The sequence below is a fragment of the Streptomyces sp. BRA346 genome, assembly GCF_052851135.1.
The window spans coordinates 130,467-145,137 of sequence record NZ_JAIWIH010000022.1 but is presented as its reverse complement, the minus strand read 5'-3'; the positions used below and the strand labels follow the sequence as shown (position 1 = coordinate 145,137).

The window sequence follows — 14,671 nt, the reverse complement described above, 5'->3', positions numbered from 1 at the left end:
CTCGCTGATCCGGCCTGACCGACAAGACACCCCCTCGGCCGCATGACCTCGGCTCGGGCCGCTGTGCGGACCGCTGGGCGGGCTGCTGCTCAGGCTCCGCTGCTCAGTCCTCGCTGGGCGCGGACGGCAGCTTGCTCTGGATCAGATCCATGACGGAGGAGTCGGTGAGCGTGCTGACATCACCCAGCGAGCGGTTCTCGGCGACATCGCGCAGCAGCCGACGCATGATCTTGCCGGAACGGGTCTTGGGAAGCTCGGCCACCGGCAGGATCCGCTTGGGCTTGGCGATCGGGCCGAGCTGCTTGGCGACATGCGCCCGGAGCTCCTCGACCAGACCTTCGTCCTCGGCCGCGCCGCCGCGCAGGATGACGAAGGCGCAGATCGCCTGGGTGGTCTGCGGGTCGGTGGCGCCGACGACGGCGGCCTCGGCGACCTTGGGGTGCGAGACGAGCGACGACTCGACCTCGGTCGTCGAGATGTTGTGGCCGGACACCAGCATCACGTCGTCGACCCGGCCGAGCAGCCAGATGTCGCCGTCGTCGTCCTTCTTGGCGCCGTCGCCCGCGAAGTAGCGGTTCTCGAAGCGGGACCAGTAGGTGTCCAGGTAGCGCTGGTCGTCGCCCCAGATGGTACGGAGCATCGACGGCCACGGCTCGGTGAGCACCAGATACCCGCCCGCACCGTTCGCCACCTCGTTCGCCTCGTCGTCGACGACGGTGGCGGCGATACCGGGGAGCGGCACCTGGGCCGAACCGGGCTTCGTCGCGGTGACGCCCGGCAGCGGGCTGATCATGATGCCGCCGGTCTCGGTCTGCCACCAGGTGTCGACGATGGGCGTCGTGTCCGCACCGATGTTCCTGCGGTACCAGACCCACGCCTCGGGGTTGATCGGCTCGCCGACCGAGCCGAGGACGCGCAGCGAGGACAGGTCGAACTTGGCCGGGATGTCGTCGCCCCACTTCATGCACGCGCGGATCGCGGTCGGGGCGGTGTACAGGATGGTGACCCCGTACTTCTGGACGATCTCCCACCAGCGGCCCTGGTGCGGGGTGTCCGGCGTGCCCTCGTAGAGCACCTCGGTCGCTCCGTTGGAGAGCGGCCCGTAGACGATGTACGAGTGGCCGGTGACCCAGCCGACGTCGGCCGTGCACCAGAAGACGTCCGACTCCGGCTTGAGGTCGAAGACGGCGTGGTGGGTGTAGGACACCTGGGTGAGGTAGCCGCCGGTGGTGTGCAGGATGCCCTTCGGCTTACCGGTGGTGCCGGAGGTGTAGAGGATGAACAGCGGGTGCTCGGCGTCGAACGCCTCGGGCGTGTGCTGCTCCGGCTGGCGGTCCACGATCTCGTGCCACCAGACGTCGCGGCCCTCGGTCCAGGCCACCTCCTGGCCGGTGCGGCGGACGACCAGCACGCTGCGCACGTTCTCGGTGCCGGGACGGGTCAGGGCCTCGTCGACGGCGGGCTTGAGCGCGGACGGCTTGCCGCGCCGGTAGCCGCCGTCGGCGGTGATGATCACGCGGGCGTCGGCGTCCTGGATACGAGTGGCGAGGGCGTCGGCCGAGAAACCGCCGAAGACCACGGAGTGCGGGGCGCCGATGCGGGCGCAGGCCAGCATCGCGACGACGGTCTCCGTGATCATCGGCAGGTAGATGGCGACCCGGTCGCCCGCCCGGACCCCCAGCTCGGTCAGCGCATGCGCCGCCTGGGAGACCTCCCGCTGAAGCTCGGCGTAGGTCAGGGAGCGGGTGTCGCCCGGCTCCCCCTCGAAGTGGAGCGCGACCCGGTCGCCGAGCCCGTTCTCCACATGGCGGTCGACGCAGTTGTACGCCACGTTGAGCTTGCCGTCGGCGAACCACTTGGCGAAGGGCGGGTTCGACCAGTCGAGCGTCTCGGTCGGCTCGGTCGCCCAGGTCAGCCGACGGGCCTGCTCGGCCCAGAAGCCCAGGCGGTCCGCCTTCGCACGCTCGTACGCCTCGGCCGTGACATTGGCGTTCGCGGCCAGCTCGGCCGGCGGCGCGAAGCGGCGCTCCTCCCGAAGAAGGCTGGCCAGGCTTTCGTTGCTCACGACATCTCCCATTCCCAGGGTGTCCGTTGTGTCCCCGCCCTAGCTCATCAGCCCCGGGTAGGCCCTGACAAGGCGCTGTCGCCGTAAATTGGTTTAGACCTGTTATCGGATCGTCTCCAGTGCTTCCGCGGCTCCCCTCTTTCCGGGCTCCGGGGCGGCGGCCGGACCGGCCGCACAGAGGGCCACCGGGGTGCCGTCATCCGGCCGGACGGCCAGGAATCGGCCCGATCCGGGCTCCAGTACGTACGCCTGAGCCTCCGCCACATGGAAGTACATCCCGTGCAGTACCAGCCCTCCCTCCGCCACCCGTCGCGCGACGCAGGCGTGCGCCATCAGATGCTCCAATTGCTGCATCACGTTGATCAGCGCCAGCCGCTCCACATCGTCGGCCACCGGCCGGTCGGCCAGCGCGACCTCGCCTCGCCCCAGCCGCCCGATCCGCTCCATCCGCGCCAGCCCGGGCCTGCCGTGGCGCAGCCAGCGCGCCAGGGGAGTCTGCGCCCCGGGCGGCGTGGACGACGAACCGAGCAGCGCCTGCATTGCCCCGCATCCGGAGTGCCCGCACACCGTGATGCTGCCGACCCTCAGCACCTCCACCGCGTACTCGATGGCCGCGCCCACCGAGTCGCAGGCGGCGTCCGCGCCGGGAGGCGGCACCAGATTGCCCACATTGCGCACGGTGAACAGATCGCCGGGGCCGCTGGAGGTGATCATGCTGGTCACCAGCCGGGAGTCGGCGCAGGTGAGAAACAGCTGGGTGGGCCGCTGTCCCTCCCGGGCGAGCCGCGCCAGCTCGTCGCGCACCAGAGGCGCGGTGTTGCGCTGGAAGGCGCTCACCCCGCCCAGCAGCTGCCCCGCGCCCTCCCCGCGCCCGTGTTCGTGTCCGTCCCCGGCCGCCGGGGCGGGGCGGGTGCAATGGTGGTTGCGCCAGGGCGTCCACGGGCGGCAGGAAGGCGCGCCGGCCGCCTCGGTGACCGGCCGCTGCGGCCGGTTGAAGCGGCGCAGCGAGACGAAGACGACGATCGCGATCCCGGCGAGCGCGGCGGTCATCAGCCCGGCCTGGAGCGGGGCGCCCGCGGCAAGCGCGATCTGGTCCAAGAGCTTCAACATTCCCGTCTCCTCCGGGGCTTCGCGGTCGCGGGCAAGGCGCGGCCGTGGGTCACGGCGTACTGCGGTGCTGACTCCCAAGCGTTGGTAAATGAATCGTAATGCCAGGTAAAGTCAGTGGGAAGCTTTTTGAGGAGGAGTGGGCCGTTGTTCCTTCTATGGGGTGAATAGTCAGGTGAGATGACCGCGCCGGGCGGGCGACTAGGCGGGCGCGGGGGCGGCCGCTGCCCGACCGGTCGGGGAGGCCTCGTCCAGGGCGAAGGCCGGATCGACCTGTGCCGCCAGGTCGGCACCCGTCTTCGCGTTGCCCCAACTCTGCGCGTTCTTCAGGTGGAAGTGCACCATCTGGCGGGTGTAGCGCTGCCAGTCCCGCCGCTCGTAGGAGGCGTCCACCGCGTCGTGCAGCGTGCGCAGCGCCTCGCGATTGGGCTCCTCCAGCTCCGCGAAGCGCGGCGCCCGGCCCTTCTCCATCGCCCGGACCCAGTCGGAGTGGCCGACGGTGACCAGCAGGTCGTCGCCCACCTCGGCGCGCAGGAAGGCGAGGTCGTCCGGGCCCTGCACCTTGTTCCCGACCACGCGCAGCGCCACGTCGAAGTCGCGGGCGTACTCCTTGTACTGGCGGTAGACCGCGATGCCCTTGCGCGTGGGCTCGGCGACCAGGAACGTCATGTCGAAGCGGGTGAAGAGCCCGGAGGCGAAGGAGTCGCTGCCCGCCGTCATGTCGACGACCACGAACTCCCCGCGCCCGTCGACCAGATGGTTGAGGCACAGCTCGACCGCGCCGACCTTGGAGTGGTAGCAGGCCACGCCGAGATCGGACTCGGTGAAGGGCCCGGTCGCCATCAGCCGCGCCTCCCCGTCGCCGAGCGGGACGGTCCGGGCGCACGCCTCGTAGACGGGGTTGTCCTCGCCGATGCGCAGCAGCCGCGAACCCTCGCCGGGCGGCGTGGTCTTGATCATGGTCTCGGCCGAGGCGATCCGGGGGTTCGTCCCGCGCAAGTAGTCCTTGATCAGGGGGAGATGGGCGCCCATGGCGGGCAGCGCTGCGGCCTCCGCCTCGTCGAGCCCGAGTGCCGCGCCCAGGTGCTGATTGATGTCGGCGTCGACCGCGACGACCGGGGCGCGGGTGGCGGCGAGATGGCGGATGAACAGCGACGACAGCGTCGTCTTGCCGCTGCCGCCCTTGCCTACGAAAGCGATCTTCATGTTCAGAAAGCGTAGGTGAGTGATCCTCTCCCATGAGGGATTTACGTGAAGAAAACCACTCCAACGAGGGGCGCCGGGCAACGGGTGCGTAGGGTCGTACTCATGAGTACGTCAGCAGATCCGCTCGCCACCCTGGCGGCGCTGCCCGGTGTGGCCGAGTCCGTGGAGGCCGTACGGACGGCAGTGGACCGGGTCTACGGCCACCGGGTGATGCGTCGCCGCAGCAATGAGGTCACGTCGGAGGCGGCGCTGCGCGGAGCGCGTGGTTCCGCGGCGCTGGCCGGTGCCGACTGGGCGCTCGAAGAGGTCCGCCGCCGCACCGACTTCGGGGCCGAGGGAGAGCCGCACACGGTGGGTGCGGCGCTGCGGGTGACCGCCGAGGCAGGCCAGTTGCTGAGCGTCTGGCGGCAGTCGCCGCTGCGGGTACTGGCCCGGCTGCATCTGGTCGCGGCCGGAGGGGCGGACGATGACGACAGAGTCGGACGGCCCCGGCTGGCGGGCGAACCGGTACGGGAGCAACTGGTCGGGCCGGAGCCTCCGGACGCCGACGAGGTGGCGGCCCGACTCGACGGCCTGGCGCGGCTGCTGCTCGCGGGCAGCGAGGCCCCGGCGCTGGTGACGGCCGCGGTGGTGCACGGTGAACTGCTCGCGCTGCGGCCTTTCGCCTCCTACAACGGCCTGGTGGCGCGCGCGGCCGAGCGGATCGTGCTGGTCGGCAGCGGGCTCGACCCGAAGTCCATCTGCCCGGCGGAGGTGGGCCACGCGGAGCAGGGTGCCGCGATGTGTGTGGCCGGGCTGGAGGGCTACGTGTCCGGGACGCCCGAGGGTATGGCGGCCTGGATCGCGCACTGCGGACGGTCGGTTGAGCTGGGCGTGCGGGAAAGCACGGCCGTATGCGAGGCCATGCAGCGGGGAGCGGCCTGAGGTCGTCGGCTCCCGGCGTTTCCGGGTCCGGACAGAGTTGCGGCGGCACCACGAGGGTGCCGCCGCTGGCACGTCCGCCGGGTTACCAGTGCGTGCACAGAAATTCGCCCATCAGGCCGGGATCTTCGCCCGTCACCTGGTGCGGCTGGCCCGTAATCGACGGGTCGGCGTCGCGTGGGTGCCCGGCATCCGTGCTCGGTCCGTGGGGCCTTGGTGCGTCTGGGGAGATCCTCCCGGATACCCCTGGTCTCGCGGGCCGTCGATTCCTTTCTACTCCTGCGCGGAGCCAAGTGGAACCCCTCCACGCAGATCTTTGCGACGAGGTCAAACGCGGGCATAAGGGGCGCGGCGTCGGCTGGCGTACCAGACCAGACCGGCGGTGGCGGCGGCCGCACCCACCGCCGCGACCGCGGCGAGCACCGGCCGCGGCGGCATGGACAGCGAGGGCAGCCGCTGCTTCAGTCGCACCGGGCGGTCGAAGGAGAGGACCGGCCAGCCGCGGGCGACCGCCTCGCGACGCAGGGCCCGGTCCGGATTCACCGCGTGGGGATGGCCGACCGACTCCAGCATCGGCAGATCGGTCCCCGAATCGCTGTACGCGTAGCAGCGCGACAAGTCGTATCCCTCGGACTCGGCCAGCTCGGCGATCGCCTCCGCCTTCGTCGGCCCGTAGGCGTAGTACTCGACCTCCCCGGTGAAGACCCCGTCCTCGACGACCATGCGGGTGGCCACCACCCGGTCCGCGCCCAGCAGCTCGCCGATCGGCTCCACGACCTCTGCTCCCGAGGTGCTGACAATCACCACATCGCGTCCGGCGGTGTGGTGTTCCTCGATGAGCGAGGCCGCTTCGTCGTAGATGATGGGGTCGATCAGATCGTGCAGAGTCTCCGCGACGATCTCCTTCACCTGTGCGACATTCCAGCCGCGGCAGAGTGTCGAGAGGTACTCGCGCAACCGCTCCATCTGGTCGTGATCGGCGCGGCCGGCGAGGAAGACGAACTGGGCATAAGCAGTACGCAGTACGGCTCGACGGTTGATCAGCCCACCCCGGTAGAAGGACTTGCTGAAGGTGAGCGTGCTTGACTTCGCAATGACCGTCTTGTCCAGGTCAAAGAAGGCGGCTGTCCGGGGCAAGGAGTGGTTTTCCACGACGCCGAGCATAGGGCCCACCATTCGGCGTAAGCTGAGGCGCGTGGGTTTGCCTGAGAAGGCTCTCGGGTACACCATGGAAGTCACGGATCGTTCGCGACCGTGCTAACCCGGTCCGACTCCTCCCCCCCCGAGTCGGCCGTGGGGACGACCCCCGCTCTCCCCCCCGGCGGGGGTCGTCGCATGTCCGGACGCTTTTTCGGGCCTTTCGCGAGATCTTTCTCCCCTCATCCGGGCCTGGGTGACGCCTGCTCCCCAACAGCCTGAACGGTTACCGTACGTAATCGCTAGGCTGCACTCCGGAAGTCACTGGTTTAGGTGACTGGGATATTCACAACTGATGAGTTGTCCACGGTTTTGAACCAAGATCCCCAAGATTTTCAGGATCGCGACACGGTGATTCTCCGCGTTGTTTGCACTCGCCGTTCGCGTGAGTGAGAGCGCGTAACGATATGGGGAGGGGATCGTGACTGCATCCATCACACCGGAACGGTCATCACCGGAAGAAGCACAGCGCGGCAGACCGCTGATCATCACCGAGGACGAAGAGCTTCTCGACGATCTGCTGCGCCTGTGCGCGGCCGCCGGAGCCGAGGCCGAAGTGGCCCATGGCGCCCTCACGCGCCGGGGCAATTGGGAGGGCGCGCCGCTGATTCTCGTAGGGGACGACGCGGCGGCCGGGCTCCGGGACCGCGTCCGCAGAGCGGGCGTGCTGCTCATCGGGCGCGATCTCGACGACCACGACATCTGGCGCCGGGCGGTGGATCTCGGCGCCGACAATGTGGCGTTCCTGCCCGATGCCGAGACCTGGCTCGTGGACCGGATCGCCGATGTCGCGGAGGGGGTCGGGCAACAGGCCCTGACCATCGGGGTCATCGGAGGCCGCGGCGGGGCCGGAGCCTCCACCCTCGCCTGCGCCCTGGCCGTCTCGGCGGCCCGCTCGGGCCGGCGCACCATGCTCATCGACGGTGACCCGCTGGGCGGCGGCCTGGACGTGCTGCTCGGCGGCGAGGGGTCGGAGGGGCTGCGATGGCCCGCCTTCGCCGAATCGCGCGGCCGCGTCGCCGGGAGCGCGCTGGAGGAATCCCTGCCCGAGCTGCACTCCCTGCGGGTGCTCAGCTGGGACAGGGGCGATTCGGTCGTCATTCCGCCCTCGGCAATGCGCGCGGTGCTGGCCGCGGCCCGTCGGCGCGGCGGGGTCGTGGTGGTGGATCTGCCGCGCCGGGTGGACGATGCGGCGGCCGAGGCCCTCGCCCAGGTGGACCTCGGCCTGCTGGTCGTTCCGGCGGAGCTGCGCGCCGTCGCGGCCGCCCACCGGGTGGCGTCCACGGTGGGCATGGTGCTGAGCGATCTGCGCGCCGTGGTTCGGGGCCCGTGCGGGCCCGAGCTGGACGACGAGGAGATCGCCCGGTTGCTCGGGCTGCCGCTGGCCGGTCAACTGCCGCCGGAGCCGGGACTGCTGGACGCGATCGACGGCGGCGAGCCCCCGGGCGGCAGCGCGCGCGGCCCGCTCGGCCGGTTCTGCGCCGAGTTCTGGGCGCGGGCCCTGCCCGGCGCGGGGGGTGTCACCGCATGAGCATCGAAACCCTGGATCTGCTGGACGCGGTGCGGCTGCGGCTGGCGGAGAGCGGTGCGGATCCGAGCCCCTCCCAGGTGGCGGCCGCCCTGCGCGAGGAGGGGCGGCTGCTGGGCGACACCGAAGTGCTCGGCGTGGTCGCCGCCCTGCGCTCCGAACTGGTCGGCACCGGCCCCCTGGAGCCGCTGCTCGCCGCGCCGGAGGTCACGGACGTGCTGGTCACCGCCCCCGACGAGGTGTGGGTGGACCGCGGCGCAGGGCTGGAGCGGACGGCCGTCACCTTCGCCGACGCGGCCGCCGTGCGCAGGCTCGCCCAGCGGCTCGCCGCGGTGGCCGGGCGGCGGCTGGACGACGCCCGGCCCTGGGTGGACGCCCGGTTGCCGGACGGGACTCGGCTGCACGCGGTGCTCCCGCCGGTGGCCGTCGGATCCACCTGTCTGTCGCTGCGGGTGGTGCGTCCGCGGGCGTTCTCCCTCGCCGAGCTGGTGGCCGCCGGGACCGTGCCGCCCGGCGGTTCGGAGCTGCTGCGGACCATGCTGGACGCCCGGCTCTCGTACCTGGTGAGCGGCGGCACCGGGTCCGGCAAGACGACGTTGCTGAGCACCTTGCTGGGGCTGGTCGGCCAGGAGGAGCGCATCGTCCTCGCCGAGGACTCGGCGGAGCTGCGGCCCGATCATCCCCATGTGGTCCGGCTGGAGACCCGCCCCGCCAACCAGGAGGGCCGCGGCCAGGTCACCTTGCGGGACCTGGTGCGCCAGGCGCTGCGGATGCGGCCCGACCGGCTCGTGGTCGGTGAGGTGCGGGGTCCCGAGGTCACCGATCTCCTGGGCGCCCTGAACACCGGCCACGAGGGCGGTTGCGGCACCGTCCACGCCAATACGGCGGGAGACGTACCGGCCCGGCTGGAGGCGCTCGGCTCGACCGCGGGCCTGGACCGGGCCGCGCTGCACAGCCAGTTGGCGGCCGCCCTGTCGGTCGTGGTCCATCTGGTGCGGGACCGCGGCGGACGGCGCAGGATCGCCGAACTGCACGTGCTGGACCGGGACCGCGCGGGCTTCGTCACCACCGTGCCGGCAGCCCTGTGGGGCCCGCAGGGCTTCGAGCGGGCGGCGGGCTGGCAGCGGCTTCAGCGGCTGTGCGCACGAGGCGGAGGTGCGTCATGACCGGCATCGGAGGGAACCCCGGGGCGCTGCCCCTCGGCGCGGCGCTGCTGTGCGCGGTGGTGGCCGCGTGGCTGCTCTCCGGGCGGGACCGGGAGCTGCGCCGGGCCAGACTGCTGTTCGCGGGTGGCGGACCCGTCGCGCCCAGCGGGCCGGACCCGGCGCGGCGGCTGTCCGAGACGGTCGCCTGGCTCAAGGAGCGCTGGCGGGTCAGGTACGGCGGGCGGATGGGACGCGAGCTGCTGTGCCTTCCGGTCGGCTGTGTGCTCGCCGTGCTCGGCGCGTCGGTCCTGCCGCTGTTCGCCGCGGTGGCGGCCGTGCCGGTCGTCGGCCGGTGGCTGAGGACCCGGGAGCGCGTCCGGGCCCGCGACCGCCGTGCGACGGGAGTGATCGAGCTGTGCGGCACCGTGGCGGGCGAGCTGCGGGCCGGGCGACAGCCCGGCGAGGCGCTGCTGTCCGTGCCCTCGGGAGACCTGGGGGAGCGATGGGGGCTGGTGTCCGCCGCCGCCCGGTTCGGCGGGGATGTGCCCGAGGCGCTGCGCAGGGCGGCCCGGCAGCCGGGCGCGGAGGGGCTGACCGGGGTCGCGGCCTGCTGGCAGGTGGCCGTCGACGAGGGCGCGGGGCTTGCCGCCGGGCTCGACCGGGTGGCCTCGGCGCTGCGCGCCGAGCGCGAGCAGCGGGAGGTTCTGCGCGCCAGGCTGGCGGGACCCAAGGTCACCGTCGCGGTGCTGGCCGTGCTGCCGGCCTTCGGACTGGTGATGGGCGCCGCGCTGGGCACCGAGCCGCTGCATCAGCTCCTGCACACCCCGGTCGGGCTGGGCTGTCTGCTGGGCGGCTGCCTGCTGGAGTGGGCGGGGTTCGTCTGGCTCAGGAGATCGATGCGGGCGGCGCTCGCCCCAGGGAAGGCAGTCGGCCGATGAGCGCCGTCCTTGTCCACAGGCTGGGGATCACGCTGTCCCTCATGGCGGCCGTCACGTACGTGGCGATGGCGGTGGTGCAGGCCCGGCGGGACCGTGCCGCCGGGCGGCGTCTGGCGGCACTGCTGCCGGGCGGACGAACGGACGCGGCCACCGACGCGATCCGGAAGCGGGCCCGGGCCTGGGAGCGATGGCGCGCGCGGATCGACGAGGGCGCAGCCTTGGCCTGGGCGGCCTCCCTCGGTGTCCTGCTGGCCGGTGTCGTCCTCGTCGGAGGGCCGCCGGGGTGGGTGCTGGGTCTGGCGGCCGCGTACGGCGTCCGGCGGTGGCAGCGGCGGCAGACCGCCGCGCGGCGGTCCGACGGCCGGTCCGGCGGCCCGGGGAGCGAGGCGGCCGAGGCGGTGCGGCAGATTCCGCTGGCCGCCGACCTGCTGGCGGCCTGTCTGGCCGCCGGGGCGGACCCGCGCACGGCGGCGGACGCGGTGGGCAAATCGCTCGGTGGCCCGTTCGGCGACCGGCTGGTCCGGACCGCTGCGGAACTGCGGCTGGGAGGAGAGCCGACCGGCGCCTGGGGGCGGCTTGGCGCGTTGCCCGGCGCGAGTGGGCTGGCGCGCGCCCTGGAGCATGCCGGGACCACGGGCGCCCCGGCGGTGGAGCCGGTGTCCCGGATCGCTGCCGACTGCCGCGCCGAGCAGGGGAGAGAAGCGGGCCGACGCGCCGATCGGGCGAGCGTGCTGGCCACCGCTCCGCTCGGGGCCTGCTTCCTGCCCGCGTATCTGCTGATCGGCGTGGCCCCGGTGATGACCGGGCTCGCGGGCGGTCTGGCGGGCCACACCTGAGCACGGCGCCCCGGCCCGGCGCGGCACGAGAGATCGGCTTCTGTACGGCAATGACAGCTACGAGGGGGGACCGAAATGATGAAGATGAAGCAGTGGTGGGCCCGGCGGCGTGCGGCAGCGCGTGCGCGGTCCGAGGCGGGCATGGCCACCGTCGAGTACGCGATGGGGACGCTGGCGGCGTGCGCCTTCGCCGCGGTGCTGTACAAGGTGGTGACGAGCGGGACCGTCAGCGGTGCGCTGCAATCGGTGATCGGGCGGGCTCTCGATGCGCCGTTCTGAGGTGCCGTCCGCGGCGGGACGGGCGGACGCGCGGGGCGGTGCGCTCCGCGCGCGGGGCGCACCGGGAGTGGTCCGCGGACGAGCGGCCCGGATGGGGGCCGACCAGGGGTTCGTCACCGCGGAGGCGGCCGTGGCGCTGCCGGTGCTGGCCCTGTTCGCCCTGATGCTGATCTGGGGCCTGATGGCCGCGTCCGCACAGCTGAGTTGCGAGGACGCGGCCCAGGCCGGGGCCCGGGCGGCGGCGCGCTCGGAGTCGCGGGACGCCGCGGTGGCCGCCGCCCGGTCGGCCGCACCGCGTGGCGCGCGGGTGGAGCTGTGGCGGGACGGAGACCTGGTGCGGGTGCGGGTCCGGACCCATGCGGTCGGTCCCGGTCCGCTGGCACTCCGGCTGCACGCGGAGTCGTCCGCGCTCGCCGAGGACACGGTGGGAGCGGCCGACACGAGGCGGGGGACGGGGCCGTGAGGCGATCCGTACGTCGGGCAGGGCACGGGCCGGTGAGGCGATCCGTACGTCGGGCAGGGCACGGGCCGGTGAGGCGCTCCGTACGCGGCGCGGGCGACCGCGGGTCGGCGACGGTGTGGGCGGCGTTCGCCGCGACGGCGCTGTGCGCGGTGTTCGCGATCGTGCTGACGGCCGGGCAGGTCATGGTGGCGCGCCATCGGGCGGGCGGGGCCGCCGACCTGGCGGCGCTCGCGGCGGCGGACCACGGCCTGGAGGGACGCGGGGCCGCCTGCCGCCTCGCCCGGCGGGTGGCCTCCGCCCAGGGTGCGCGCGTGGTGCGGTGCGCTCTGAGCGGCGAGATCGCGGACCTCACGGCGGAGGTGCGGGCCGGGCCGTTCGCCCTCCGGGTCCGGTCGCGGGCGGGCCCCGCCGACACCCCTGTACCCGGCCCTCCCGTGCCCGGCCGCGGCGGGCGCTCGGCGGAGCGGGCCGTCCGGGAGCCCACGGCGGGCGCCGGGGCCCGGTCAGCCTTCGGCGGGCGGCTGGTCCGGGGCTTTGGCCAGGAGCGTCGTCAGCAGGCGGATGGCGGCCCGCTTGTCGAGCGGATCGTTCCCGTTGCCGCACTTCGGGGACTGGATGCAGGACGGGCAGCCCGCCTCGCACTCGCAGGCCGCGATCGCCTCGCGGGTGGCGGTCAGCCAGCGGGCGGCCGTGTGGAAGGCGCGCTCGGCGAAGCCCGCCCCGCCGGGGTGGCCGTCGTACACGAAGACCGTCGGCAGCAGCGTGTCGGGATGCAGGGGGACCGACACCCCGCCGATGTCCCAGCGGTCGCAGGTCGCGAAGAGCGGCAGTATGCCGATGGAGGCGTGCTCGGCGGCGTGCAGGGCGCCGCCGAGGGCCTGGGGGTGGACCCGGGCGTCCTCCAGCTGGTCCTCGGTCACCGTCCACCACACGGCCCGGGTGCGCAGCGTGCGGGGCGGGAGGTCGAGCTTGGTCTCGCCCAGCACCTCACCGCTGATCAGCTTGCGGCGCAGGAAGGAGACGACCTGGTTGGTGACCTCGACGGAGCCGAAGCACAGCCGCGCGTCCCCCCACGGGATCTCGGTGGTGGTCTCCAGGATGGAGATCGCGGTGGTGTCGCGGGCGGTGGTCGAGTACGGCGGACTGGCCTCCTCCACCAGCGCGACCGAGTCCTCCAGGTCGAGCTGCCGGACGATATAGCTCCGGCCCTGGTGGAGGTGGACGGCGCCCTCGTGGACGGTGGTGTGCGCGGCCGAGGCGTCCACGGTGCCCAGCAGCCGTCCGGTCGCCGCCTCCACGACCTGGACCGGGCTGCCGCCCTCCCCGCGGATGTCGGTGAGGTCGGCGGCGCGCTCGCGGCGGGTCCAGTGCCAGGCGGTCGCGCGGCGGCGCAGCAGCTTGCGCTGCTCCAGCTGCGGCAGCAGCTCCTCGGTGGCGGGGCCGAAGAGGTCCAGGTCCGCCTCGGTGAGCGGCAGCTCGGCGGCGGCCGCGCACAGGTGCGGCGCGAGGACGTACGGGTTGTCGGGGTCCAGGACGGTGGACTCGACGGGCTGCCGGAAGAGAGCGTCCGGGTGGTGGACGAGATAGGTGTCCAGCGGGTCGTCGCGGGCGACCAGGATCGCGAGCGCCCCCTGCCCGGTGCGTCCGGCCCGCCCCGCCTGCTGCCACAGGGAGGCCCGGGTGCCGGGATAGCCGGCCAGTACGACGGCGTCCAGACCGGCGATGTCCATGCCGAGTTCCAGGGCGGTGGTGGCGGCGAGGCCGAGGAGGTCACCGGAGTGCAGGGCCCGCTCCAGGGCGCGGCGCTCCTCGGGGAGATATCCACCGCGGTACGCGGCCACCCGGTCCGGCAGGGACCGGTCGACCTCCGCCAGCCGCTCCTGGGCGATCAGGGCGATCAGTTCGGCGCCGCGCCGGGAGCGCACGAAGGTGACGGTGCGGACGCCCTGGACGGCGAGGTCGGTGAGCAGGTCCGCGGACTCGGCGGTGGCCGTGCGGCGGACGGGGGCGCCCTGCTCGCCGTGCAGCTCGGTCAGCGGCGGCTCCCACAGGGCGAAGACCACCTCGCCGCGGGGCGAGGAGTCCTCGGTGATCGCCGCGACCGGCACCCCGGTCAGCCGGGTGGCCGCCACGGCCGGGTCGGCGGAGGTGGCCGAGGCGAGCAGGAAGACGGGCGAGGAGCCGTAGCGGGCGCAGACCCGCCGGAGCCTGCGCAGCACCTGGGCGACATGGGAGCCGAAGACGCCGCGGTAGGTGTGGCACTCGTCGATGACGACGTAGCGCAGCGCACGCAGGAAGGAGGACCACCTGGGGTGGCCGGGCAGGATGCCCCGGTGGAGCATGTCGGGGTTGGTGAGCACGTAGTTCGCGTACTGGCGGACCCACTCGCGCTCCTCCACCGGCGTGTCGCCGTCGTACACCGCCGCCCGCACCCCGGCCCCCAGCGGGGCCGTGAGGTCGGCCACGGCGCGGCGCTGGTCGGCGGCGAGCGCCTTGGTGGGCGAGAGGTACAGGGCGGTCGTGCCCCGCCCGCTGGGCTCCTCCGAGCCGTCCAGCAGGGTGCTGAGCACGGGGGCGAGATACGCCAGGGACTTGCCCGAGGCGGTGCCGGTGGCCACGACCACGGATTCTCCGCGCAGGGCGTGGGCGGCCGTGCGTGCCTGATGGGTCCACGGGCGCTCGATTCCGGCGGCCCGGACGGCGTCGATCACTTCCGGCCGGATCGGCGAAGGCCAGTCGGCATGGCTGCCGAGACGCGGGGGCAAGTGCTCCGTATGAGTGATGCGCGCGCCTCGGCCTGCTCCGGTGCCGAGCCGGTCGAGAACGGCCCGGGGCGAGGGGCGTATGCCCGCCTGCCGCGGGAGTTGGTTGTGGGCCATCGACACCGAGTGTGTCACTGGTCTGACGGACAATGGGCTCAAGGCGTCGTGCACGCCTGCTGGTAAGTGATTGAATGCCATCGCGGCTGCCGATCCATGGGGGGCGA

Annotated in this window: 11 protein-coding genes and 2 pseudogenes; 8 read left to right on the top strand and 5 right to left on the bottom strand. The window is 73.1% G+C overall.

Annotation, left to right across the window (positions count from 1 at the left end; all coding sequences use genetic code 11):
- Positions 1-103: 103 nt before the first annotated feature.
- The 3 genes and pseudogenes from acs to LCH29_RS25290 form a co-directional block, all read right to left on the bottom strand.
- The gene (gene acs / locus LCH29_RS25300; RefSeq protein ID WP_446464018.1) at positions 104-2,065 is read right to left on the bottom strand and encodes an acetate--CoA ligase; all 1,962 of its coding nucleotides are present in this window, start codon (positions 2,063-2,065) and stop codon (positions 104-106) included.
- Between the two features lie 102 nt (positions 2,066-2,167).
- Positions 2,168-3,055 (bottom strand): annotated as a pseudogene (locus LCH29_RS25295) (carbonic anhydrase); the annotation flags it as partial.
- A gap of 318 nt (positions 3,056-3,373) precedes the next feature.
- Positions 3,374-4,378, bottom strand: coding sequence for an ATP-binding protein (locus LCH29_RS25290; RefSeq protein ID WP_446464017.1), 1,005 nt, complete (start codon positions 4,376-4,378; stop codon positions 3,374-3,376).
- Between the two features lie 102 nt (positions 4,379-4,480).
- Here LCH29_RS25290 and LCH29_RS25285 point away from each other — a divergent pair, with 102 nt between their 5' ends.
- The gene (locus LCH29_RS25285; protein ID WP_446464016.1) at positions 4,481-5,302 is read left to right on the top strand and encodes an oxidoreductase; all 822 of its coding nucleotides are present in this window, start codon (positions 4,481-4,483) and stop codon (positions 5,300-5,302) included.
- 324 nt (positions 5,303-5,626) lie between these two features.
- On the opposite strand, the gene LCH29_RS25280 is transcribed toward LCH29_RS25285, so the two are convergent.
- Entirely contained in the window at positions 5,627-6,463 is an 837-nt protein-coding gene (locus LCH29_RS25280) for an HAD family hydrolase (protein WP_446464015.1), read from the bottom strand.
- Between the two features lie 454 nt (positions 6,464-6,917).
- Here LCH29_RS25280 and ssd point away from each other — a divergent pair, with 454 nt between their 5' ends.
- From ssd to LCH29_RS25245, 7 genes and pseudogenes are all read left to right on the top strand, one after another.
- On the top strand, positions 6,918-8,027 hold the full coding sequence (ssd, locus tag LCH29_RS25275; RefSeq protein WP_446464014.1) for a septum site-determining protein Ssd: 1,110 nt from the start codon (positions 6,918-6,920) through the stop codon (positions 8,025-8,027).
- Positions 8,024-9,190, top strand: coding sequence for a TadA family conjugal transfer-associated ATPase (locus LCH29_RS25270; RefSeq protein WP_446464013.1), 1,167 nt, complete (start codon positions 8,024-8,026; stop codon positions 9,188-9,190). The genes ssd and LCH29_RS25270 overlap by 4 nt, the downstream gene beginning before the upstream one ends.
- The gene (locus LCH29_RS25265; protein WP_446464012.1) at positions 9,187-10,107 is read left to right on the top strand and encodes a type II secretion system F family protein; all 921 of its coding nucleotides are present in this window, start codon (positions 9,187-9,189) and stop codon (positions 10,105-10,107) included. Before LCH29_RS25270 ends, LCH29_RS25265 begins: the two co-directional genes overlap by 4 nt.
- A 41-nt stretch (positions 10,108-10,148) precedes the next feature.
- Complete coding sequence (locus LCH29_RS25260) at positions 10,149-10,943, top strand: type II secretion system F family protein (protein WP_446464011.1); 795 nt, start codon at positions 10,149-10,151, stop codon at positions 10,941-10,943.
- 75 nt (positions 10,944-11,018) lie between these two features.
- A complete protein-coding gene (locus tag LCH29_RS25255; protein WP_446464010.1) occupies positions 11,019-11,222 on the top strand; it encodes a DUF4244 domain-containing protein in 204 nt (67 codons plus the stop codon).
- 91 nt (positions 11,223-11,313) lie between these two features.
- Positions 11,314-11,685 (top strand): TadE family type IV pilus minor pilin, encoded by a 372-nt coding sequence (locus LCH29_RS25250; protein WP_446464009.1) that lies wholly within the window; start codon positions 11,314-11,316, stop codon positions 11,683-11,685.
- Positions 11,682-12,032: pseudogene (locus LCH29_RS25245) on the top strand (Rv3654c family TadE-like protein); the annotation flags it as partial. The gene LCH29_RS25250 and the pseudogene LCH29_RS25245, both read left to right, overlap by 4 nt.
- Before the next feature lie 156 nt (positions 12,033-12,188).
- Here the strand turns inward: LCH29_RS25245 and LCH29_RS25240 are convergent.
- The gene (locus tag LCH29_RS25240) at positions 12,189-14,645 is read right to left on the bottom strand and encodes a DEAD/DEAH box helicase (RefSeq protein ID WP_446464008.1); all 2,457 of its coding nucleotides are present in this window, start codon (positions 14,643-14,645) and stop codon (positions 12,189-12,191) included.
- Positions 14,646-14,671: the final 26 nt, after the last annotated feature.

Excerpts from the sequence above, each read along its gene's own strand:
- LCH29_RS25290 (WP_446464017.1), bottom strand. The coding sequence starts at position 4,378 with ATGAAGATCGCTTTCGTAGGCAAGGGCGGCAGCGGCAAGACGACGCTG.
- LCH29_RS25285 (WP_446464016.1), top strand. The coding sequence starts at position 4,481 with ATGAGTACGTCAGCAGATCCGCTCGCCACCCTGGCGGCGCTGCCCGGT.
- LCH29_RS25280 (WP_446464015.1), bottom strand. The coding sequence starts at position 6,463 with ATGCTCGGCGTCGTGGAAAACCACTCCTTGCCCCGGACAGCCGCCTTC.
- LCH29_RS25270 (WP_446464013.1), top strand. The coding sequence starts at position 8,024 with ATGAGCATCGAAACCCTGGATCTGCTGGACGCGGTGCGGCTGCGGCTG.
- LCH29_RS25265 (WP_446464012.1), top strand. The coding sequence starts at position 9,187 with ATGACCGGCATCGGAGGGAACCCCGGGGCGCTGCCCCTCGGCGCGGCG.
- LCH29_RS25260 (WP_446464011.1), top strand. The coding sequence starts at position 10,149 with ATGGCGGCCGTCACGTACGTGGCGATGGCGGTGGTGCAGGCCCGGCGG.
- LCH29_RS25255 (WP_446464010.1), top strand. The coding sequence starts at position 11,019 with ATGATGAAGATGAAGCAGTGGTGGGCCCGGCGGCGTGCGGCAGCGCGT.
- LCH29_RS25250 (WP_446464009.1), top strand. The coding sequence starts at position 11,314 with ATGGGGGCCGACCAGGGGTTCGTCACCGCGGAGGCGGCCGTGGCGCTG.
- LCH29_RS25240 (WP_446464008.1), bottom strand. The coding sequence starts at position 14,645 with ATGGCATTCAATCACTTACCAGCAGGCGTGCACGACGCCTTGAGCCCA.